Consider the following 21,484-nt stretch of genomic DNA (forward strand, 5'->3'; position numbering starts at 1 on the left):
GCATAATCATCAGGAAACCTGATGATCAAGCTCTGACACTGACGACATGGAGGTCCCGGTGGAGTTCCTCGATCCCGCGCGCTGGTCCGGCAAGGTCTTCACCGGCACCTGGACGGACGGTGGTTCCGGTACGCACGAGGTGCGCGAGCCCGCGACCGGGGCGAGCCTCGGTTCGGTGGGCGTCGCCGATGCCGCGGACGTCGCGGCCGCCGTCGACCGGGCCGTGCCCGCCCAGCGCGAGTGGGCCGCGCTGCCGCACGCCGAACGCTCCGCGGTGCTCCTGCGCGCCGCCGCCCTGCTGACCGAGCACACCGGCGCCATCTCCGACTGGGTGATCCGCGAGGCGGGTTCGGTCCGGCTCAAGGCGGGCATCGAGGTCGAGGTTTCGGCGGCCGAGTGCGTGCAGGCGGCCGCGCTGCCGTCGGCGCCCTACGGCGAACTTCTGCCCTCGGCGGGCCGGATGAGTTTCGAGCGCCGCGTTCCGGTGGGCGTGGTCGCGGTGATCTCACCGTTCAACTTCCCGTTGCTGTTGTCGATGCGGTCCGTCGCGCCGGCGCTGGCACTGGGCAACGCGGTGATCGTCAAGCCCGATCCGCGCACCGCGGTCTGCGGCGGTGTGGTCATCGCCCGGATCTTCGAGGAGGCCGGGCTGCCCGCCGGGGTGCTCCAGGTGCTGCCGGGTGACGCCGAAGCCGGGGCCGCGCTCGTCGAGCACCCGCGCGTGCCGGTCATCTCGTTCACCGGTTCGACCCGCGCCGGACGCGCCATCGGCGCCCGTGCCGGGGAACTGCTCAAGCGGTCGCACCTGGAACTCGGCGGCAACAGCGCGCTGGTGGTGCTCGAAGACGCCGACCTGGAAGCCGCCGCGTCCTGTGGCGCGTACGGCAGTTTCCTGCACCAGGGCCAGATCTGCATGGCCGTGGGCAGGCACCTGGTGCACCGCTCGCTGTACGACCGCTACGTCGAACTGCTCGGCAAGAAGGCCGAACAACTGCCGGTGGGCGATCCGTTCACCGAAGACGTGGTGCTCGGCCCGATCATCGACGGCGGTCAGCTCGCCCACGTGCGCGATCTGGTCGATCGCAGTGTGGCCGCCGGGGCGCGGCTGGTGCAGGGCGGTACCGCGGACGGGCCGTTCTACCGGCCGACCGTGCTCGCCGACTGCGGGCCGTCGATCCCGGCCTACGCCGAAGAGGTGTTCGGGCCGGTCGCCTGCGTGCGCCCGTTCGACACGCTCGACGAGGCCGCGGAGTTCGCCGCCGACTCCGAATACGGGCTGAGCCTCGGCATTCTCACCGCGGACCCGGCCGCCGGGATGGCGCTGGCCGACCGCATTCCCAGCGGCCTGGTGCACATCAACGACCAGACGGTGAACGACGATCCGGCCGCGCCCTTCGGCGGGGTCGGCGCGTCCGGGGTCGGCCGTGTGGGCGGCGCCCGCGCGAACGTCGACGCCTTCACCGAAACCCAGTGGGTCACCGTGCGCGCCGAATCCGCGCGCTACCCGTTCTGAAACCGAGAGGACCGAATCACATGTCAGCAGCGCCTTGGGGCGACAACGTGCTCGTCGACTTCGACGAGGGCATTGCCTGGGTCACGCTCAACCGCCCGGAGAAGCGCAACGCGATGAACCCGGCGCTCAACGACGAAATGGTGCGCACGCTCGACGCGCTGGAGGGCGATCCGCGTTGCCGCGTGCTGGTGCTCACCGGTGCCGGCGACTCGTTCTCGGCCGGGATGGACCTGCGCGAGTACTTCCGCGAGGTCGACGAGTCCGGGGACGCGGCGGTGCAGATCCGGGTCCGCCGGGCCAGCGCCGAATGGCAGTGGAAGCGGCTGGCCACCTGGTCGAAGCCGACCATCGCGATGGTCAACGGCTGGTGCTTCGGCGGCGCGTTCACCCCGCTGGTCGCCTGTGATCTCGCCATCTCCGCCGAGGATGCCCAATATGGACTGTCCGAAGTGAACTGGGGGATTCCGCCGGGCGGCGTGGTCAGCCGCGCGCTGGCGGCCACGGTCAGCCAGCGCGACGCTTTGTACTTCATCATGACCGGTGAACCGTTCGACGGTCGTCGCGCCGCGGAGATGCGCCTGGTCAACGAGGCGGTCCCGGCGGAGTTGCTGCGGGAGCGCACCCGTGAGCTGGCGGCGAAGCTGGCCGCGATGAACCCGGTGGTGCTGCGCGCGGCGAAGGTGGGTTACAAGCTGGCCCAGGAAATGCCGTGGGAGCAGGCCGAGGACTACCTCTACGCCAAGCTGGAACAGTCGCAGTTCCTCGACCCGGAACAGGGACGCCAGAAGGGCATGAGCCAGTTCCTCGACGAGAAGGCCTTCCGCCCCGGTCTTTCGGCCTACCGGAACGACTGATGCGGGACGAGGGCCTCGGTTCGTGGCCGTCGCGGCGGGCGCGGATGACCCCGGACCGGATCGCGCTGGTGCACGGCGACCAGGAAGTCAGCTACGCGCGGCTCGCGGCCCGGTCGGCCGGGCTGGCGCACGGCCTGCGCTCGCTCGGCGTGCGGCGGGGTGACCGGGTCGCCTATCTCGGGCCCAACCACCCCGCCTACCTCGAAACCCTGTTCGCCACCGCGTCGCTGGGCGCGGTTTTTGTCCCGGTCAACAGCAGGCTGGCGCCGCCGGAACTGGCCTACGTGCTCGACGACGCCGGGGTGTCCGTGCTGGTGCACGTCGAAGGGATGGCGGCGGGGGCCCCGGCGCTGCGGGAACGCCTGGTGGCCGGCGGGCCGCGGTACGAGGAGTTCGCCTCGGGCACCGGCGAGCCGCCGGACGAACCGGTCGGGCTCGGCGATCCGTGCCTGATCATGTACACCTCGGGCAGTACCGGGCGGCCGAAGGGCGCGGTGCTCTCGCACGGCAACCTCACCTGGAACTGCGTCAACGTGCTGGTCGAGTCCGACCTGACCGGGGACGAGGTGGCGCTGGTGGCCGCACCGCTGTTCCACACCGCCGCGCTGGGCATGACCTGCCTGCCGACCCTGCTCAAGGGCGCGACCGCGGTGCTGATGGAGTCGTTCGACCCGGCCGCGGCGCTGGAACTGATCGCCCGGCACCGCGTCACCCTGTTGTTCGGCGTGCCCGCGATGTACGACGCGATGGCCGCGCACCCGGACTGGGCTTCGGCCGACCTGTCCAGCGTGCGGACCCTGCTCTGCGGCGGGGCACCGGTGCCGCCCTCGACCATCCGGCGCTACCTGGACCGCGGGCTCGCGTTCGTGCAGGGCTACGGCCTGACCGAGGCGGCGCCCGGGGTGCTGGTGCTCGACCCGGCCGCCGCGCACACCAAGGCGGGGAGCGCGGGCGTGCCGTCGTTCTTCACCGACGTGCGCGTGGTCGATCCGGCGGGAGAGCCGGTGTCGCCGGGCGAACGCGGCGAGATCGTGGTGCGCGGCCCGAACGTCATGCTGGGTTACTGGCACCGGCCCGCGGCCACCGACCAGGCGCTGGCCGGCGGCTGGCTGCACTCCGGTGATGTGGCCACTGTGGACGGTGACGGTCACTTCACCGTGGTCGACCGGATCAAGGACATGATCATCTCGGGCGGGGAGAACATCTATCCCGCCGAGGTCGAGGCCGCCGCGTGCGAGCACCCCGCCGTCGAACTGTGCGCGGTGATCGGCGCGCCCGACCCGAAGTGGGGCGAGGTGCCACGCGCGGTGGTGGTGACGCGGCCCGGCGCCGGGCTGACCGCGGACGAGCTGCGCGCGCACCTGCGCGAGCGGCTCGCCGGGTACAAGGTGCCGAAGTACGTCGAGTTCCGCGACCAGTTGCCCCGGACCGGTTCCGGCAAGATCCGCAAGGCCGAGCTACGGGCGCTGTACCGGTGAACCCGGCGCTGGGGCAAGATCAGGACATGGGATCGGAGCCGCTCACCCTCTACCTGGTCAAGCGGCTGGAACTGGTCATCCGCGCGCGCATGGACGAGGCGCTGCGGCCGAAGGGCCTGACCACGCTCCAGTTCACCGCGCTGACCGCGCTGCGGCGGCGCCGGGGCCTGTCGTCGGCGCAACTGGCGCGGCGCTCGTTCGTCACGCCGCAGACGATGAACGAGATGGTGCGGTGGCTGGAGGAACGCGGGCACATCGAGCGCACGCGCGACCCGGCGAACCGGCGGGTCCTGCTGCTCGGCCTGACCCCGGCGGGCGAGGCCCTCCTGGCGGAATGCGATCCGCTGGTCGAAGCCATCGAGGCGGAGCTGCTCGCCGCGATCCCGGCCGTGCAGCACCCACTGCTGCGGCAAAGCCTGGAACTCGGCTACACCGCCCTGACCCGCGACGAGACGACGAGTTAGCCGCATCCACCGCGATCACGTCGTGCGCACAGGACGTCCTCGAACTCCGTTACTGGACGAGCGCGATCGCCGTGCTGACGGTGGGGTTCTCGCTGGGACAGTCGGTGGGGACGGCGTACGGATCGGGCTCGCTCATCGGCACGCCGCCGCGGCCGTGCCGCGCTGACCGGGGTCCTACGGGGTCCAGTCCGCGTTGGCGCCGCAGACGATGACGCAGGGGTGGTCTCCGGGGACCCGGCCGCTCAGCCACGCGGCGAACGGCACCGCGGCGGCCGGTTCCACCGCCAGCCGGAATTCCTCCCACAGCCGGTCGCGCGCGGCGAGGATCTCGTCTTCGGCGACCAGCAGCGACCGCACGGGGTGACTCGACAGGATCCCGAACGGGACCGCGCCGACGCGCGTGGCGCCGAGCGCCGACGACGCCACGGAGGCCACCTCGGCGTCCACCGGTTCGCCCGCGGCCAGCGCGTGGTGCAGGCACGCGCACCGCTCGGGTTCGACGGCGACGGTCAACCGGCCCACCCCGCCCAGCGCGACGCCCGCCGCGAGGCCACCGCCCCCGACGGCGACCGCGATCGAATCCACCTCCGGCGCGTCCTCCACGATTTCGGCCGCGACCGTGCCCTGGCCCGCGATCACCACCGGATCGTTGTACGCCTCGAGGTACCGGACGCCCGGCCCGGCCGCGGCCTCCCGCGCCGCGGCGGCGGCTTCGAAGTAGGTCTCGCCCACCCGGACCAGGCGGGCTCCGGCCTGTTCGATGCGCCGCGCCTTGCCCGCGGGCACCGATTCCGGCACGAACACGGTGGCACGCAGGCCGATGATCGCGGCGGCCGTCGCCACGCCGATGCCGTGGTTGCCGCCCGACGCGGTCACCACCTCGGCCGGGAGGTCCCCGGCGAGCAGCGCGTTGAGCGCACCGCGCAGCTTGAACGAGCCGGTGCGCTGGAGGTGTTCGAGCTTGAGCACGAGCGGCCTGCCGTCGACCTCCGCGCGCAGCAGCGGCGTCCGCCGGACGTGCGGGCGGATGCGTTCGGCGGCAGCGGAGACCTCGGTCGTGAGCGTGGTTGTCATGGGCTCCACTGTGCCGCCCGGAGCCGTTAGCGACCAGCGCTGTTCTCTTGACCGCCATTAGCGATACTTACTGGGTGATCACCGCTGAACGGCTGCGGGTGCTGGTCGAGGTCGCGCACGCCGGATCCATCGCCACCGCCGCGCGGCGCATGGGGTTCACCCCGTCCGCGCTCTCGCAGCAGCTCGCCCGGCTCGAACGCGAGGTCGGCTGCGCGCTGCTCGACCGGCGGCCCACCGGCGCCGCGCTGACCGAAGCCGGACGGCTGCTGGTCGCACACGGCGAGGCGATCACGGGTGAGCTGCGGGCCGCCGAGCTGGCCATCGCCGAACTGCGCGAACGACCGGCCGCCGACCTGAGCATCGGCGCGTTCGCGACGGCGGGGCAGGTGCTGGTCCCGCCCGCGCTCCGCGCCTTCCGCGAAGCGCACCCGCGAACCCGGCTGCGCCTGACCGATCTCGAACCGCCCGACGGCTACGACCTGGTTTTGTCCGGTGACCTCGACCTGCTGATCACCCACCGCTATCCCGGCGTCCGCCTGCCGCCCGCCCGCGGCCTCGCGCGGCGCCCGCTGCTGGCCGACCGGCTGCGCCTCGTGCTGCCCTCGGATCACCCGCTGGCAAACGCCCGGCGGCCGCGGTTCGAGCACTTCGCCGAGGACGACTGGATCTCCGGCGACGACACCGCACCGAGCCGGGTGTGCTTCGAAAGCCTGGTGGCCGAAACCGGGGTGTCGCCACGCGTGGCTTACGAAACCCGGGACTACGCGGTGATCCTCGCGCTCGTGCGGGCGGGGCTCGGCGTGTCCTTCGTGCCGGACACGCTGCTCGCCGGAGCCGACCGGGACGGGCTGGTGGTGCGCGACCTGACCGGCAGGCGGCCGGTGCGCGAGATCCACACCGTGCACCGCGACCGCCCGCCGTCACACGTCACGACGATGGTGTCCCTGCTCGCCGAGAGCGCGGCCAGGTTCACGCCGCGGTCAGCTCACCGCCTGCTTCAGTAGCTTGCCGAGCCGCTTCTCGACCGCGGGGGTCAGGTCGGCCAGTGCGAACCAGGAGGCCCACATGTCGCCGTCGTCGAGGTTCGCCTGGTCGCTGAAGCCGAGCATGGCGTACCGGGTCTTGAACTTCGAGGCGGGCTGGAAGTGGCAGACGACCTTGCCGTCACGGGCGTAGGCGGGCATCCCGTACCAGAGCCTCGGCGTGAGGCCGGGCGCGTTGGCCTTGATCACCGCGTGCAGCCGCTCGGCGATCACGCGGTCGGATTCGGGCAGGGTGGCGATCTTCGCGAGGACTTCGGGCTCGGTGTCGGCCTTGGCGCCGCGGCGGGCGCGGGTCTTCAGCTCCTTGGCGCGCTCCTTCATCGCGTCGCGCTCTTCGGTGGTGAAGCCGTCGTAATTCTCGGTGCTGGTCTTGCTGGTCATGATCGTTCCTTTCGGGGAGTTCGAGCGTCGGTTCCGGATCACCACTGGCCGGCTTGCTGCCGGGTCGGCGCGTTGAGCCGGTTGAAGGCGTTGGTGATGGCGATGTTCAGCAGCAGTGCGGCCAGTTCCCGGTGGTCGAAGTGCTTGGCGGCCACGTCCCACACCTGGTCCGGAACGGGGTCCGGCCGGTCGGCGAGCCGCGTCACGGCCTCGGTCAGCGCCAGTGCGGCGCGCTGCTCGTCGCTGAACCAGGGCGTCTCACGCCACGCGGCGACGGCGTGCACCTGGTCGTCGGTCACGCCGTTCCGGCGGGCCTGGTGGACACCGCCCGCCACACACGGGCCGCAGCCGTTGAGCTGGCTGGCCCGGAGGTGGCTCAGCGCCAGCAGCCCACCGTCCACTCCGGACCCCTCGATGGCCCGGTTGACCGCCATCAGTGCTTCCATCGCGCCGGGGACCAGCATCGCGGGGTTCGGCATGCGTTCGGTGGACATTCGCTTCCTCCTTGGTCGGGGTGTCTCGCTGACAGGAGCAATCCGACCACCCGCGCACCCCGGCCCGCGTCCTCCGTGGGACACCGTGGGACACGCGGAAACGCCCTCACCAGCACAAACGAGGCTTTGATCCGGTTCGCCGGGGCGGGACGGCTACGGTGTTCCGCGTGTCCAGCCCTCAGGAGCGGCTGGTCGCCCAGCTCGCCAAGATCAAGGAGCTGAGCGGCCTCAGCCTGCGTGCCCTCGCCACCAAGGCGGGGTTGAGCAGCTCGTCGCTGTCCCGGTACCTGACCGGCAGGCTCGTCCCGCCGTGGGAAGCGGTCGTGGCGTTGTGCCGGGTGGTGGCGCGGGATCCGCGCCCGCTGCGCCCGCTGTGGGCCGAAGCGACCAAGGCCGGGGCGGCGCCGCCACCGCGCCGCAACGACCTGCCCGCCGACCTGTTCGACTTCACCGGCCGGGAAGCCGAGTCCGCGCGGGTCGAGGAGCTGCTGAGTACCGCGGGCGCGGTCGCGATCGACGGCATGGGCGGCGTCGGCAAGACCAGCCTCGCCGTGCACGTGGGCCACCGGCTGGCGTCGGCGTACCCGGACGCCGGGCTCTACCTCGATCTGCACGGTTTCACCCCGGGCCAGGAACCGCTGGAACCGCGGACCGCGCTGGGGAGGTTGCTGGCCGCGCTCGACGTCACGCGGCCACCGGACGACACCGCCGAGCGCGCGGCGCTGTGGCGGTCGGAGCTGTCCCGGCGGCGGGCGCTCGTGGTGCTGGACAACGCGGTCGACGCCGAGCAGGTGCGACCGCTGCTGCCCGGTGCCGGGAAGTCGGCGGTGCTGATCACCAGCCGCCATCGGCTGGTCAGCCTGGACGGGGTGCCGCCGGTGTCGCTGGAACCGCTGGCCGACGCCGACGCGGCGGACCTGTTCGGCCGCGCGGCCGGGCTCGCGCTCGCCGGGGAGGACGCCGTCGGCCAGGTGCTCGAGCAGTGCGGCGGGCTCCCGCTGGCGCTGCGGATGGCGGGCGCCCGGCTCCGCCACCGTCCGGGTTGGACGGTGGCGGTGCTCGCCGAACGCCTGCGCGACAACGCCGGGCGCTTCGACGCGGTGTTCGGCATGTCCTCGCAGCAACTGGACGCGACCCAGCGGCGGGTGTTCCGGTTGCTGGGGGTGCTGCCGGGGGAGGACTTCGACGCGGCGGCCGCCGGCGCGCTGGCCGGTCTGCGCCCGGCCGAGGTGGACGCGGTGCTGGAGGAACTGGTCGACGCCCACTTGGTCCAGGAGCTTTCCCCGGGCCGGTACCGGATGCACGACCTGATCCGGCGTTACGCGGCCGACCTCGCCGCCGAGGAGGACGCGGGGCAGGCCGACGCCGCCGTGCGCCGGGTGCTGGACCACTACCTCGCCCAGGCGGTCGCCCACGAGCAGACGTTGCCGTCACCGCATCGCGCGCAACCGTCACCGGGGGATCCGGCGCGGGCGATGGCCTGGTTCGACCTCGAATACACAAACCTGATCGCCGCCTTCGACGCGGCCGTGCGGCTCGGCGTGGACGAGGTGGTGGCGGCACTGCCGCAGGCCATGCGGGTCTGGTTCTTCCGGCACCGCGGCACCGACGACCAGGCCCGGCTACTCGAAGCCGCCGCGGCCGCCGCGGGACGGCTGGGACGTGGCCAGGAACGGGCTTCGCTGCTCTCGGACCTGGGCTTCACCCGTGCCGCCGCCGGCCGCCTCACCGAGGCGTTGTCCGCCTACGACCAGGCCGAACGGTCCGAACCGGACGACCAACTCGCCGCCGGTCTGGCGCTGCGCCTCGGCTTCGTGCGGCGCGATCTCGGCGACCTCGACGCGGCGCGGACGCAGTTTCGCCGGGCACGCGAGTTGTTCGAAAAGCTCGGGCAACGGCCCGGGCAGACCCAGGCCTTGGCATTCGACGGCTGGGTGACCTTTCACCTCGGTCAGCCCACCGAGGCCATCGAACTCGCGCGCGCTTCCGTGGCCATGGCCGACGGACCCGGGCGGATCACCGGCTTGGTCACGCTCGGTGTGGCACTCGCGCCGGACGACCCGGCGGAATCACAGCGCGCCCTGCACGAGGCCCTGCACTTGGCCGAGCAGCACAACTTGCAGCACAACCAGGCATGGTGCCACAACTACCTCGGGGTGGCGTTGCGTGTCGCGGGTTCACCGGAGAAGGCGCTCGAACACCACCGGCGGGCTTTCGAACTGCTGGAACCACTGGCCGAGGTGCAGCTGGAGATCGACTGCCTGCACAGCTACGCCGAAACCTGCCGTGCCGCCGGTCGCTCCGAGGAAGCGCTGGCTCTACTGGATCGCATCATCGAACTCGCGCGGAAACTGAACCGGCCTCACGACGAGAACCTCGCCCGCACCGCACGGAATGCCATCGAGAACAACCGCTGACCACGCTCACCGAGACCGTGGCGGTTTGGCTTTCAGCAGGCGAATCGAGGCGGAGAGGCAGCTGGCGCAGGTGGCGATGTGTTCTTCGGCGTCCGGGTCCCGGTGGCGTGATCGGGGTTCACCGAGCCAGATGCGCGTCTGGGGCCAGGCCGGGCAACGGTCCGCGAAGGGGGTTCGCGCTTGAATGTCGGCGCGGACGCGCTTGATCAGCGCGGCGGCGCCGCCGGGTGAGGTGCCCAGCACGGCAGCGAGGTCCTCAGTGGACGATCGTCCGGTTTCGAGGTGCCAGAGCACGAGTTGCCAGCGCGGTGGGAGTTGCCGGAAGGCCGTGTCGGCGAGCTGGGCATACCACCGGCGGACCAGGTTTTCTTCCGCTGTCGGCACGCCGGGTTGATCTCCGGCCAGGCGATGGATGGTGGCCAGCAGTTGGTGGAGGCCCTTGGCGAAACCGTGCGCGTGCTCGGCGTGTCGTTGGCACAGCACTCCGTAAGCCAGCAGGTTGCCCGCTCGCACCGCGTCCATCAGGGCCGCGTCGGTCAGTCTTTCGTTGGTGGTCGGAGGCAACGCGCTGGTTCTCCTTGTTCGTTTCCGGCTTTCCGGCGAAACGTACCGGGGTACCCGGTCGGCGAAGATCATCGGCTGCGCGAAAAACCGTGAGTGGTCCTTTGTGCTCTCCGAGCCGTCGTGGTGCTCACACTTTCGGCTGACCGGCCCCGCGTGGTTTTGACCGAGCGAAAATGGTCAAGAAGTTCGAACGGCGCTGGCAACGGGGCCGGGTCAGGCCCGGTGCGAGAGGCAGCACGAAGAAGGCGCCGGCCGCAGTCCGGTCGCGTTGTACCGGGACGGTGCTCAGTTCTACCGCGCCAACCTGCCGGCGACCTTTCCGGTGCCCGGCGGTGTCATCGAGGTCGCGACCAGTGCCGTCGGGCTCAAGCGCATGCACTTCGTGCCCGAGCACGGCGAAGAGCGGGCACTGCGCCCTCACCGCAGTTCGCAGGAAGGGCTGCGGGCGAGGTTCGAGCAGCGGCACCCCCGCCGGTGCGCTCGCCGCGATGGAATGGGCGCTGCGACTCCGCTGCAACAGGTTGATCGACTCGGTCACGTCCTGATCAAGGTCTTGCCGCGGTGAGCGCGATCCTGCGATGCTTGCTGACAACGCGCAGCTGACAACGTTGTCATACGGGTGGAGACCATGAGCACTGAGCCTTCTCGCCGGAGAGTCCTGCAAGCTTTCGGCGCGGGCGGGCTCGCGCTCGTGGCCGCCGGGCTGGTGACACCCGCCGCCCGGGCGCGGCAGTCCACGGCACTCGAGGGACGGCGTGGACCAGCCCCGGACGAGGTGGCGGCGACCTACCACGCGGCGCTGCTGCGGCACACACGCTGGGCCGAGCAGCAGTTCGACCAGGCCGCGGGGATCTACCCGGCCAAGGACTTCACCTTCGCGGTCGTTCTCGGCAACGCGGTGCTGCTGACCCGCGACGGTTACGACGCGACGGTCGCGGGCGTCGAACGCGACGTGCTGCACCGGCACACCGTCGACACCATCCGGCACTTCGCCCGGTCGAACCGGGTGACCGGCGGGACCGAGTGGGGACGCAGGCTGTTCTTCGACACCACCTTCCAGTCCTACTTCCAGCTCGCCGGCCGCCTCCTGTGGGCGGACCTCGACGCCGCCACCAGGGCGAATCTGGACCGGATCGCGATCGGCCAGTCGGACTACACCGCGGACCTGGGCTCCGGCGACGACCCGATGTCCGGCGACTGGACGCCGCGTGGCCTCTCCGGCGGGTACGCCGGGGACACGAAGCTGGAGGAAATGGGCGTCTACACCCAGGCGCTGGCCCCGGGCATCGCGTGGGCGCCGTCGGAGCCGCGGGCCGCCGCGTGGCGGGAGTGGTTCGGCCGGTGGAGCCGCAACGAAGCCGGTCTCCCGCCCGCGGACCTGGCCAATCCGCGACTGGTCGACGGTGTGCCGATCTCGGCCAACACCGCGGAGAACCTGTACGACACGTTCCTGGTCGAGAACCACGGCTCGTTCGGCCCGCACTACCAGGAAGAACTGTGGCGCACGTCCGGGCGCAACGCGCTGCACTTCCTGCTGGCCGGGCAGCCGCTGCCGGAGGTGCTCACCGCGCAGCCCAACGGTGAACGGCTGTGGCACACCATGCTGCTGATGGCCAGCGACGCGGGCGAGCCGCTGATGCCGATGGTGGCCGACCGCGAGCACCTCTACGGTCGCGACGTGCTCCCGCTCGCCTTCCGGGCCCAGGTGCTCGGAGATCGTTACGCGGCAAGGGCGGAGGCACAGCTGGCCGAGCGTCTTCAGCCGTACCAGGCATACCCGCCGGTCGATCGGCTCACCAAGTTCTCCGGTGAGCCGAAGTACGAGCCCGAAGCCCGGGCGGAGATCGCGATCAGCTACCTGCTGCACGAATGGCGGGCGAGCCACGGCGGCCCGGTCGAGCCGGTGAGCCAGGCGGAATTCGACGCACATGCGGTGGGCACGCGCGACTTCGGCGCCGCGCCGGGATTGCTGGTTCACCGGTCGCCTGCCGCGTGGGCGGCGGCGGTGAGCAAACCCGGCTACACGAAATTCGCCTGGCAACCGCGCCACGACGACTGGTTGTTCGGCGTCAGCGGCTCCACGCCTATGTTCCTGCCGTCGACGTCTTTGAAGGTGACCGAGCGGCACGCCGTGGCCTGGACAAAGGTGCGCCACGGTTTCGACGCGACCGCGGCGGTGCTGAAGTTCGACAACGGTTACGCCGGTTTCGCCACCCTGCCCTCCGGCGCAGCGGTCTACGCGACCACCGGCCTGGCGGCGGGGGAGGGCGCGGTGTCGGTGTACAACCTCGACATGCCCGGCGTGCCGGGGCTGACCGGCAGCCGCACCTATCGCACGGCCGAGGGCTCGGTTGCGGTCCCGGTCACTCCCGCACCGCCGTCGGGAGGGCGCACCGATGAGGTTGCGTTCCCCGCGGTGACGGCGCGGTACGTGCGGATGCTCGGCGTGCGGCCCGATCCGACGTACGGGTATTCCCTGTGGTCGTTCGAAGTCCGCGACGGGGCGAGCGGAACCGATCTCGCCAGGGCGGGTACTGCCTCGGCTTCGTCGGCTTCGCCGGGCAGGGAGGCGAAATACGCGATCGACGGCAATGCCACCACCCGCTGGGCTGTGTCCACAGCGGACCGTCCGCGGGCGGACAGCTGGCTCGCGGTCGATCTCGGCTCGGCAGTGGAGTTCGATCGGGTCAAGATCGTGTGGGAAGCCGCGGCGGGGCGCCGCTACCGCATCGAAACCTCGCCGGACGGGGCCACCTGGACCGAGGCCGCGACCCATCCGCGACCGGCGGTCAGCACCACGGGCGGCTGGCTCGACGTCGACGGCCGTGCCGGGTTCACGGTGACCGGTTCACCGCACCCGATCACCGTCACCGGCGACCAGATCTTGCTGTCCGACGGTGCCGCGGCGCCGCTGCTGGTCGAATGCCATCCCCGCGCCCTTCCCGTTGCGGTGACGAGGCCCGTGGCCGACCTCGCCGCGGTGCGGAGTTCGGTGATCGACGGACACCTCGTCCTGCTCAACCTCTCCGGCTCGACTGCCACGACGACCGTCGCGCTGCCCGCCGCCGATGGTGTGGTCCCGCTGTACCGCGGTGACCAAGTGACCACAAAGGACGGTAGCGCGCTGACCGTTTCGCTGGCCGCGGCGGAAGGGCGGGTCGAACCGGCGTGGTTCACCGTCCGTGTCGACGGCCTGCGGACCGGGCTGCGGGCCTCGGTCGCCGACGCCGCCACGGTCCGGCTCACCGCGCCCGCCGGGGACGTGATCCGGTGCCAGGTACAACCTGCCGGTGAACCCGCGCGGCAGGTCGCGATCCCCGGCGGCCGGACGGTCACGGTCACCGCGCGCACGACCCGGCCGTACCCGCTCGGCGATCTCGCGCTGGGAGCCACGGTGTTCCCGGCGGAGCCGCTGCCCGCCGGAATGTCCGCACCGAGCGCCGCGGTCGACGACAACGACCGGACGTCCTGGCAGCCGGGCACCGATGGCCGGATGGTCGTCGACCTCGGCGCCGTGCGGTCACTCGGCGAGGCCGAACTGACCTGGACCGGCGACCAGGTGCCGGACGTGACCGTCGAAACCAGCGTCGACGGGCGGACCTACACGCCCGCTCCGGCACCACCCCGCCGACGGCGCGGCACGGTGCCGCTCAACGGTTCCGCCCGGTACGTGGCAGTGCGAGTACACGGCACACCGGCGACGACCCTCACCAGCCTCCGGATCAGCTAGGGCCTGTCCGGGAAATCCGACGTACTTCGCCAGTCCGGCGAACAACGCCGGACGGCCCGGTCGGGGGAAGTGCTAGGCCGTCCGGCTGCTGAAGCGCGGCCGAACAGGCAGTTCCGCGCTGCTTTCGGTTGGTTTTTTGTGTGCAGTGGTCTATACCTGTGCAGATACCGCAAAGGTATAGACCACTTCCCCCGTCCGGTCCCCCCCCAGTTCGAAGGAGCCGATCTTGTCTCTGAGACGCTTGCTCGCGGCGGTCGCCGCCACCTTCGCCGCCACCACGATCGCCGTGGTGGTCCCCGCCCAGCCCGCCGTCGCGGCGGAGTGCGTGACCCCGTGGAACGCCAGTGCGGTCTACTGGGGCGGTGACACCGCCTCGTACAACGGGCGCAACTGGTCCGCCAAGTGGTGGACGCAGAACGAAACCCCCGGTACCGCCCAGGTCTGGGCCGACCAGGGCACCTGCGGCGGCTCGACCAACCCGCCGGACCCGTCCGGCTTCGTGGTCAGCCAGGCCCAGTTCAACCAGATGTTCCCGAGCCGGAACCCCTTCTACACCTACAACGGCCTGATCACCGCCCTCGGCGCCTACCCGGCTTTCTCGGGCACCGGCAGCGACACCATCAAGAAGCAGGAGGCGGCGGCCTTCCTGGCGAACGTCAGCCACGAGACCGGCGGCCTGGTCCACATCGTCGAGCAGAACCAGGCGAACTACCCGCACTACTGCGACACGAGCCAGTCCTACGGCTGTCCGGCGGGCAACGCCGCGTACTACGGCCGCGGTCCGATCCAGCTGAGCTGGAACTTCAACTACAAGGCCGCCGGTGACGCGCTGGGCCTGCCGCTGCTGACCAATCCGTGGCTGGTGCAGAACGACGCGGCGGTCGCCTGGAAGACCGCCATCTGGTACTGGATGACCCAGAACGGCCCCGGCACGATGACCCCGCACAACGCGATGGTCAACAGCCGCGGTTTCGGTGAGACCATTCGCAGCATCAACGGCAGCATCGAGTGCAACGGCGGCAATCCCGCCCAGGTGCAGAGCCGGGTGACCAAGTACCAGCAGTTCACCGGCATTCTCGGCGTCGCGCCCGGCGGCAACCTCTACTGCTGACCCGTGCGCCGGACCGGGCCCCGCACCGCCCACGACGCGGTGCGGGGCCCTTCCGGCTGTTATCGGCCGTCAGCGGTGCGTTCCCGGGGTGTGCCCGAAGGCGCGCCGGAAGACGTCGATGAACGCGCTGGCCGACGACCACCCGCAGGCGTGCGCCACGGTGGTCACCGGGGTGTTTTCGGCCAGCAGCACGAGCGCGCGGTGCAGCCGCAGCTGGGTGCGCCACTGCGGGAAGGTCATCCCGAGGTCGGCCTTGAACAGCCGGGCCAGGGTGCGGTCGCTCGCGCCGACCCGCGCGCCGAGCGTGGCCAGCGTCCGGTTGTCGGCCGGGTCGGCGTGCAGGAGCGCGCACAGCTCGCGCAGCCGGGGGTCGGTGGGCGTCGGCAGGTGCAGCGGTTGCTGCGGTGAGGCGCGGAGCTGGTCGAGCAGGACCGCGCGCAGCCGCCGCCGTTCCGCGGAGTCGTCGTGCGGCGGGCGGGTGTAGGCGAGGATCAGTTCACGCAGCAGCGGCCCTACGGCCAGCACGGTGGGTTCGGCCAGGCCCAGCGGGTTGTCGGTGGCGGGCAGCCCGACCAGGTGCAGTTCGAGCGCGCCGTGCGCCTGGTGGGCGTGCACGGTGCCGGCGGGCACCCAGATGGCGCGGGTGGCGGGGGCGACCCAGGAACCCCGGTCGGTCGTGATGGCCAGGACACCGCGGGCGGCGTAGACGATCTGGTGGTCGTCGTGCCGGTGCGCGTCGATGCCGGTACCCGGGGCCAGCGGCTGCATCCGGGTCGGAGCTACCGGCATGTGGCGGATTTCCGACATAGGCTGGCATTTTATCGGAAGTGCGACACCGGCCGGGACGGCGAGCATGATCGGGTGTCTCGGAACAAGTCGATCATCCTGCTGTCGGCAGGGCATGCCTGCGTGGACGTCTACCAGGGTTCGGTGGCCGCGCTGGTGCCCTTCTTCGTCGCCGAGCGCGCCTACGGGTACGCGGCGGTGTCGGGCATCGTGCTCGCGGCTTCTCTGTTGTCCTCGGTCGCGCAGCCGTTGTTCGGCGCGCTGACCGACCGGTGGGCGATGCCGTGGCTGCTGCCGGTGAGCACCTTTCTCGGCGGGCTGGGCATCGCGCTGAGCGGGATCAGCGGTTCCTACGCGCTGACGCTGGTTTTTGTGGCGGTGTCCGGCATCGGGGTTGCCGCCTACCACCCGGAGGCCGCGCGGGTGGCGCGGATCGCCGGCGAGGGCAGGCACACCGCGATGGGCTGGTTCTCCCTCGGCGGGAACCTCGGATTCGCCGTCGCGCCCCTGATGGTCACCGCGGTCGTGGCGGCCGGTGGGTTGCGGCTGTCCCCGTTGCTGGTGGTGCCCGCCCTGGCCGGCAGCGTGCTGTGCCTGCCCGTCCTGCGGGCGCTGCACAGGCCCGCGCGCACCAGCGCTGGCATGACGGGCTCCGGCCGTGCCGACGACAAGGTTTCGTTCGGGAAGCTGTCCCTGGTGGTGGTTTTCCGCTCGATCGTGTTCGTCGGGCTCGGCACGTTCATCTCGCTCTACGCCCAGCAGCGCGTCGCGGGCGGAGTCGTGGCGGGCAGCGTGTCGCTGTTCCTGCTCTACCTCGGCGGGGCCGTGGGCACCGTGCTGGGGAGCAGGCTGGCCAACCGCTGGGACCGGGTCGCCGTGGTGCGCTGGTCGTACCTGTGCACCATCGGCACGCTCGCGGGCGTCGTGTTCGTGCCCGGTCCGCTGTTCCACGTGTTCGTCCTGCTGACCTCGGCCGGTCTCTACGTCCCGTTCTCCCTGCAGGTCACGCTCGCGCAGGACTACCTGCCCACGCGGGTCGGCACGGCCGGCGGTGTCACCCTGGGGCTTACCGTCAGCATCGGTGGCCTCGCCAGCCCGCTGATCGGCACCCTCGCCGACCACACCTCGCTGCGGACGGCACTCATCCCGTTGATCGTGCTGCCCGCGCTGAGCTGGCTCGTGGCCCGCACGCTGCCGGAACCCGCCGTCGCGGGGCGGGTTCCCGTTTCCCCGCGAGCCTGACCGGTGTGCTGTCAACCCCCCAAATCTTGGTGTTCACGATCTCCCCTGGCCGGGCGATTCTTCTTGTCGTGTCCGGCACCAACATCAACAAGAGGGGGATCAACCATGTCAGCGCGAACAAGGATGGGAACCAGGATCGGCGCCGCGCTCGCGGTCGCCGCGGCGGCGTTCGCGTTCACCGCCGCCCCGGCCCAGGCCGCCGCGGGCAACGCGGACCTGTTGTGGCACAACGCGAAGACCGGCGAGCTGGGCGCCTGGCTGACCGACGGTCACGGGAAGGTGGTGGGGGAGAACAGATTGTCCTGGCCGTGCGGGCCCGAATGCGCGAGCCAGTGGCGCGTGGTCGGCGGCGGTGACTTCAACAACGACTTCACCTCCGACGTGCTGTGGCACAACGCCACCACGGGCGAGCTGTCCGCGTGGATCCTGGACGGCAAGGGCACCGTCACCTCGGCGCTGAAACTGGACTGGACGTGTGGCCCCGCGTGCGCGAGCCAGTGGAAGGCCGTCGCGATCGGCGACTTCAACGCCGACAACAAGTCGGACATCGTGTGGCACAACGCGTCCACCGGTGCGGTGAGCACGTGGCTGCTCGACGGCAAGGGGCACGTGACCGGCGATCCCAGCCTCTCCTGGACGTGCGGCCCCGGCTGTGCCAATCAGTGGAAGGTGACCGGTGCCGGTGATCTCAACGAGGACCACCTCGACGACCTGTTGTGGCACAACGCCACCACCGGCGAGGTGTCGGCGTGGCTGACCAACGGCAAGCAGACGGTGACCGGTGCGCTGAAGCTGTCCTGGACGTGCGGGCCGGACTGCGCGAACCAGTGGAAGATCGTCGCGGTCAACGACTTCAGCAACGACTTCAAGAACGATGTGGCCTGGCACAACGCCACCACGGGTGAGGTCGCGACGTGGACGCTGGACGGCAAGGGCGGTGTCACCGGTGACCCGCGCCTGTCCTGGACGTGCGGCGCCGGCTGCGCGAACGACTGGAAGGCCGTCGCCACCGGCAACTTCGGCTGAAGCCGGAAGAGATCGTGGGGATCGACTCAGGCCATGCTGAACTTCTCGGCGTGCACCTGGCTGTTGGGCACGTTCAGCGCCCGCAGCGACTTCTCCACGGCAGCCGTCATCGCGGGCGGGCCGCAGACGTAGACGTCCCGCTCCGCGATGTCGGGAACCAACTGGTGCAGGGCGCCCGGCTCGAACGGCCGGGCGCCCTGCGCGGTCCGGCCGGTGAGCAGGTGCAACCGGCCGCGGCGGACCTCGACCAGCTGCCGAACCTCGTGCAGGAGTACGGCTTCGCGCTCGTCACGGACTCGGTAGAGCACCACGACGTTGCCGGTCGGATCGGCTTCCAGCAGTGCGCGGATCGGGGTGATGCCCACGCCGCCGGCGATCAGCAGGATGCCGTGCTTGGTCCGGTGCCGTGCGGTGAACGAGCCGTACGGACCTTCCATGAACACCCTGGTCCCCGCCTTCAGCTGCCGCAGGCCGGCGCTGCCGCTGCCGACCGCCTTGGCGGTCAGGCGCAGCGACCGGCCGTTGGGCGCGGCCGACAGCGAGAACGGGTTGGCCAGCCACCAGTGCCGGTGCCCGGGGAACCGCCAGATCGAGAACTGGCCGGGTTGCGCGGGAAGCTTGTCCAGGTGGCGGCCGGTGATGTGCACCGACACGACGTCGTGTGCTTCCGGCACGACCGCGGCGACCTGGAACCGGTGGTAGGCGTTGCGCCAGACCGGCAGGATGATCCGCCCGGTGACCAGGGAGCCGATGGCCAGCAACCACAGCGCCCACCAGTAGGCCATCGCGAACGTGGACGACCAGAACGTCGTCGTCTCCAGCAACTGGTGGACGAAGGCCAGCACCAGTGCGAGGTACAGCGACATGTGCAGTCCGTGCCAGACCTCGTACCGCAGCTTGCGGCGCACGTACCGCATCGAGACCGCCGCGGTCAGCACCACGAGGGCGGCGGCGAGCATGCCCAGCAGTGAAGCCGGGACCCCGGCCAGCGCCAAGAACGTCTTCCCCGCCGAGACGCCGTCCAGCGCCGCGTAACCGAGCACGACGATCGTCGCGTGGGTGAGCACGGTCCAGAACATGGTGAACCCGATCCACCGGTGCCACACCGTCAACCGGTCCATGCCGATCCGCCGGTCGAGCCACGGCAGCCTGGCCACCAGCAGCAACTGGCAGATCAGCAGCAGGGCGGCGTGCAGGCCGAAGAACTTGGCCACGGTGAGGAGGTCGTTCTTGCCCGTGCCCGAGGTGAAGAACAGGAACTCGACGATCGCCACGTTGACGACCAGGAACGCCCACAGCGCCAGCCGTGCCTGAACCACCGGCGACAACGAGCCTCGCCGTACCTGTGCGCTCGTCGCCACTTCGCTACCTCTCGCCGTGTGGTCGAATCGGGGGGCAAGTATGTACTGAGCGACGCGAGTGCGCCAGGCCCGTTGATCAAGCCGGAACCGGTCGTGGAAAGCTCGATCGGTGAACTCAGTTGTCTTCCGGCGGCGGACGATCCGTGGTCTGAGCACCTTGCTCGGCGCGACCGCGGTGCTCGCCGCCTGCACCAGCCCCGAGCCGTCGCCGCCTCCCGCTCCTTCGCCGTCCGCGACCAGCGCGGAGCCCGGCTGCCCGGAGCCGGGAGTCAGGATCACCGCCGGTGAGGTGGACGGCGCCATGGGCCTGCGGGCGCTCGGGATCGTCCTGACCAACTGCGGTACCCGCGACTACACCGCGAACGGCTTTCCCGTGGTGCGGGTACTGGACGCGGAGCGGCAGCCGCTCGACATCACGGTCGGCAACGGGTCGGAGCCGGTGAGCGCACCCGACAGCTACGACGTTCCGCCCCGGCCGGTGACGGTGCCGCCCGGTGGGCAGGTGACGGCGCGACTGCTGTGGCGCAACACGGTGACCGACCCGAACGCGCCCGCGACGAACGGTCAGTACTTCGAGATCGCCGCGGCGGCGGGAGAACCGGGCCAGCTCGTCACCCCGCGCGGCGGCATCGACCTCGGCAACACCGGGCGCCTCGCGGTGAACCCGTGGGCCGTCCGCAGCTGACCGGGCTGGGCCGAACGTGCGACTTGTGTAACGCGGTGGTCGCGGTCGCTGACTGATCCCTCGGTGAGCCGAGCAGACGGAGGCCGTTGATGAAGATCGACTTGTTCAACGAGATCCAGAACCCGCGGCCGTGGCGGGCCGGGCACGAAGAACTCAGGTTCGGCCAGGCTCTCGAACAGGCCGTGCTCGCCGACGAACTCGGTTACGGCTGCTGGTGGCAGGTCGAACACCACGGCGCGGGCGAGTTCAGCCTGTCCTCGGCGCCCGAACTGATGCTCGCCGCGTTGTCGCAGCGCACCAGCCGGATCCGGCTCGGCCACGCCGCGGTGCTCGCTCCCGGCCGGTTCAACCACCCGATCCGCGTCGCCGAGCGCGCGGCGACGCTCGACCACCTCAGCGGTGGCCGGGTCGAACTCGGCCTGACCCGGTCGACGATCCCGGAATGGCGCCTGTTCGGCATCGAGCCGGAGGACGCCCGCGCTCAGACGCAGCAGGCGTTCGAGATGGTGCCGCGGATGTGGACCTCGGACCGGTTCTCCTGGGACAGCGAGCACTACCGCGTCGACGACGTGCCGATTTCACCCAAACCGGTGCAGCGGCCGCATCCGCCGCTGTGGCAGGCGGCGGCGAGCGCGCCTTCGTTCGAGGAGGCCGGCCGTCGCGGCGTCGGTGTGCTGGGCACGACGATGTGGGAGTCGCTGGAACGCGCGGGCAGGCTGGTCGAGTTGTACCGGGCGGCGGCCGGGCAGTGCACCGATCCGATGGGCGCGTTCGTCAACAACCAGGTCGGGTTCTTCACCTTCGTGCACTGCGCGGACACCGACGAGGAGGCGATGCGCAACGGTGCCGCCGCGGCTGCGGCCTGGTACACGGTGACCGCGTTGACCTTCTTCGAAGCGGCCAGCGAGTTCGTCCGGCTCAACGCCCGCCAGGAGGAGATCGCGGCCGCGCCCGACGGTGGTGGTCTCACCGGCGAGTTCCTCCGGAAGGAGGCGCGGGCCGAGCCGACCGAGGCGAATCTGCTGATCGCCCGGATCCTGCAGGGCGAGGCGGTACCGGACGACGAGATCTTCACCGTGCTGAGCGCGCAGGATTCCCTGATCGTGGGCAGCCCGGACACCTGCCGCCGGAAACTGCGCGCGTACGCGGATCTCGGGATCGACCGGATGATGTGCCTGCAGCAGATCGGCGGAATCCCGCACGACAAGGTGCTCAAGAGCATCCGGCTGATCGGCGAGCTGATCCCCGAACTGAGCTGACC

General features: G+C 71.0%; 19 protein-coding genes. 12 read left to right on the forward strand and 7 right to left on the reverse strand.

What is annotated here, in order from left to right:
* Nucleotides 1–58 precede the first annotated feature (58 nt).
* The 4 genes from YIM_RS23750 to YIM_RS23765 are packed head-to-tail and all read left to right on the forward strand — an operon-like array spanning nt 59 to nt 4,309.
* Nucleotides 59–1,513 (forward strand): aldehyde dehydrogenase family protein, encoded by a 1,455-nt coding sequence (locus tag YIM_RS23750; protein WP_153037201.1) that lies wholly within the window; start codon nt 59–61, stop codon nt 1,511–1,513.
* Nucleotides 1,514–1,533: 20 nt separating this feature from the next.
* Nucleotides 1,534–2,367, forward strand: coding sequence for a p-hydroxycinnamoyl CoA hydratase/lyase (locus YIM_RS23755; protein ID WP_153032438.1), 834 nt, complete (start codon nt 1,534–1,536; stop codon nt 2,365–2,367).
* Nucleotides 2,367–3,845, forward strand: a complete 1,479-nt coding sequence (locus tag YIM_RS23760; protein WP_153032439.1) for a long-chain fatty acid--CoA ligase — start codon at nt 2,367–2,369, stop codon at nt 3,843–3,845. The genes YIM_RS23755 and YIM_RS23760 overlap by 1 nt, the downstream gene beginning before the upstream one ends.
* Nucleotides 3,846–3,871: 26 nt before the next feature.
* Complete coding sequence (locus YIM_RS23765) at nt 3,872–4,309, forward strand: MarR family winged helix-turn-helix transcriptional regulator (protein ID WP_153032440.1); 438 nt, start codon at nt 3,872–3,874, stop codon at nt 4,307–4,309.
* Between the two features lie 174 nt (nt 4,310–4,483).
* Here YIM_RS23765 and YIM_RS23770 read toward each other — a convergent pair whose 3' ends face one another.
* Complete coding sequence (locus YIM_RS23770; protein WP_153032441.1) at nt 4,484–5,383, reverse strand: serine/threonine dehydratase; 900 nt, start codon at nt 5,381–5,383, stop codon at nt 4,484–4,486.
* A gap of 74 nt (nt 5,384–5,457) precedes the next feature.
* Between YIM_RS23770 and YIM_RS23775 the strand changes: the two genes are divergently transcribed.
* The gene (locus tag YIM_RS23775) at nt 5,458–6,387 is read left to right on the forward strand and encodes a LysR family transcriptional regulator (RefSeq protein ID WP_153032442.1); all 930 of its coding nucleotides are present in this window, start codon (nt 5,458–5,460) and stop codon (nt 6,385–6,387) included.
* On the opposite strand, the gene YIM_RS23780 is transcribed toward YIM_RS23775, so the two are convergent.
* Together YIM_RS23780 and YIM_RS23785 are read right to left on the reverse strand one after the other, a co-directional pair.
* The gene (locus tag YIM_RS23780; protein ID WP_153032443.1) at nt 6,364–6,807 is read right to left on the reverse strand and encodes an iron chaperone; all 444 of its coding nucleotides are present in this window, start codon (nt 6,805–6,807) and stop codon (nt 6,364–6,366) included. The genes YIM_RS23775 and YIM_RS23780 overlap by 24 nt on opposite strands.
* A gap of 38 nt (nt 6,808–6,845) precedes the next feature.
* Complete coding sequence (locus YIM_RS23785; protein ID WP_153032444.1) at nt 6,846–7,301, reverse strand: carboxymuconolactone decarboxylase family protein; 456 nt, start codon at nt 7,299–7,301, stop codon at nt 6,846–6,848.
* A gap of 167 nt (nt 7,302–7,468) precedes the next feature.
* Between YIM_RS23785 and YIM_RS23790 the strand changes: the two genes are divergently transcribed.
* Nucleotides 7,469–9,718 (forward strand): tetratricopeptide repeat protein, encoded by a 2,250-nt coding sequence (locus YIM_RS23790; RefSeq protein WP_228004936.1) that lies wholly within the window; start codon nt 7,469–7,471, stop codon nt 9,716–9,718.
* Nucleotides 9,719–9,724: 6 nt separating this feature from the next.
* Here the strand turns inward: YIM_RS23790 and YIM_RS23795 are convergent, their stop codons facing one another.
* Together YIM_RS23795 and YIM_RS23800 are read right to left on the reverse strand one after the other, a co-directional pair.
* On the reverse strand, nt 9,725–10,282 hold the full coding sequence (locus YIM_RS23795; protein WP_153032446.1) for an RNA polymerase sigma factor: 558 nt from the start codon (nt 10,280–10,282) through the stop codon (nt 9,725–9,727).
* Between the two features lie 127 nt (nt 10,283–10,409).
* Entirely contained in the window at nt 10,410–10,820 is a 411-nt protein-coding gene (locus YIM_RS23800) for a hypothetical protein (RefSeq protein ID WP_153032447.1), read from the reverse strand.
* Nucleotides 10,821–10,910: 90 nt separating this feature from the next.
* Here YIM_RS23800 and YIM_RS23805 point away from each other — a divergent pair, with 90 nt between their 5' ends.
* Together YIM_RS23805 and YIM_RS23810 are read left to right on the forward strand one after the other, a co-directional pair.
* Complete coding sequence (locus YIM_RS23805; RefSeq protein WP_153032448.1) at nt 10,911–14,012, forward strand: discoidin domain-containing protein; 3,102 nt, start codon at nt 10,911–10,913, stop codon at nt 14,010–14,012.
* A gap of 226 nt (nt 14,013–14,238) precedes the next feature.
* Nucleotides 14,239–15,123 carry a glycoside hydrolase family 19 protein gene (locus YIM_RS23810; protein ID WP_153032449.1) on the forward strand — a complete coding sequence of 295 codons (885 nt, stop codon included), beginning with the start codon at nt 14,239–14,241 and terminating at the stop codon, nt 15,121–15,123.
* 69 nt (nt 15,124–15,192) lie between these two features.
* On the opposite strand, the gene YIM_RS23815 is transcribed toward YIM_RS23810, so the two are convergent.
* Nucleotides 15,193–15,930: a helix-turn-helix transcriptional regulator gene (locus tag YIM_RS23815; protein WP_153032450.1), complete on the reverse strand. Its 738-nt coding sequence runs from the start codon at nt 15,928–15,930 to the stop codon at nt 15,193–15,195.
* A 54-nt stretch (nt 15,931–15,984) separates the two neighbouring features.
* Between YIM_RS23815 and YIM_RS23820 the strand changes: the two genes are divergently transcribed.
* Entirely contained in the window at nt 15,985–17,151 is a 1,167-nt protein-coding gene (locus YIM_RS23820) for an MFS transporter (RefSeq protein WP_153032451.1), read from the forward strand.
* Nucleotides 17,152–17,256: 105 nt separating this feature from the next.
* Nucleotides 17,257–18,177, forward strand: coding sequence for a VCBS repeat-containing protein (locus tag YIM_RS23825; RefSeq protein WP_228004937.1), 921 nt, complete (start codon nt 17,257–17,259; stop codon nt 18,175–18,177).
* Nucleotides 18,178–18,203: 26 nt separating this feature from the next.
* Here YIM_RS23825 and YIM_RS23830 read toward each other — a convergent pair whose 3' ends face one another.
* Complete coding sequence (locus YIM_RS23830) at nt 18,204–19,538, reverse strand: ferric reductase-like transmembrane domain-containing protein (RefSeq protein WP_228004938.1); 1,335 nt, start codon at nt 19,536–19,538, stop codon at nt 18,204–18,206.
* A 109-nt stretch (nt 19,539–19,647) separates the two neighbouring features.
* On the opposite strand from YIM_RS23830, the gene YIM_RS23835 reads away from it, so the two are divergent.
* Both YIM_RS23835 and YIM_RS23840 read left to right on the forward strand, forming a co-directional pair.
* Complete coding sequence (locus YIM_RS23835) at nt 19,648–20,223, forward strand: DUF4232 domain-containing protein (protein WP_153032453.1); 576 nt, start codon at nt 19,648–19,650, stop codon at nt 20,221–20,223.
* A gap of 89 nt (nt 20,224–20,312) precedes the next feature.
* Nucleotides 20,313–21,482, forward strand: a complete 1,170-nt coding sequence (locus YIM_RS23840; RefSeq protein ID WP_153032454.1) for an LLM class flavin-dependent oxidoreductase — start codon at nt 20,313–20,315, stop codon at nt 21,480–21,482.
* The last annotated feature ends 2 nt before the right edge of the window (nt 21,483–21,484 follow it).

The organism is Amycolatopsis sp. YIM 10, assembly GCF_009429145.1.
Classification (GTDB): domain Bacteria; phylum Actinomycetota; class Actinomycetes; order Mycobacteriales; family Pseudonocardiaceae; genus Amycolatopsis.

Coding starts and splice junctions, on each gene's coding strand:
- YIM_RS23755 (WP_153032438.1), top strand. CDS start 1,534: ATGTCAGCAGCGCCTTGGGGCGACAACGTGCTCGTCGACTTCGACGAG.
- YIM_RS23760 (WP_153032439.1), top strand. CDS start 2,367: ATGCGGGACGAGGGCCTCGGTTCGTGGCCGTCGCGGCGGGCGCGGATG.
- YIM_RS23765 (WP_153032440.1), top strand. CDS start 3,872: ATGGGATCGGAGCCGCTCACCCTCTACCTGGTCAAGCGGCTGGAACTG.
- YIM_RS23770 (WP_153032441.1), bottom strand. CDS start 5,383: ATGACAACCACGCTCACGACCGAGGTCTCCGCTGCCGCCGAACGCATC.
- YIM_RS23780 (WP_153032443.1), bottom strand. CDS start 6,807: ATGACCAGCAAGACCAGCACCGAGAATTACGACGGCTTCACCACCGAA.
- YIM_RS23785 (WP_153032444.1), bottom strand. CDS start 7,301: ATGTCCACCGAACGCATGCCGAACCCCGCGATGCTGGTCCCCGGCGCG.
- YIM_RS23805 (WP_153032448.1), top strand. CDS start 10,911: ATGAGCACTGAGCCTTCTCGCCGGAGAGTCCTGCAAGCTTTCGGCGCG.
- YIM_RS23815 (WP_153032450.1), bottom strand. CDS start 15,930: ATGTCGGAAATCCGCCACATGCCGGTAGCTCCGACCCGGATGCAGCCG.
- YIM_RS23825 (WP_228004937.1), top strand. CDS start 17,257: ATGTCAGCGCGAACAAGGATGGGAACCAGGATCGGCGCCGCGCTCGCG.
- YIM_RS23840 (WP_153032454.1), top strand. CDS start 20,313: ATGAAGATCGACTTGTTCAACGAGATCCAGAACCCGCGGCCGTGGCGG.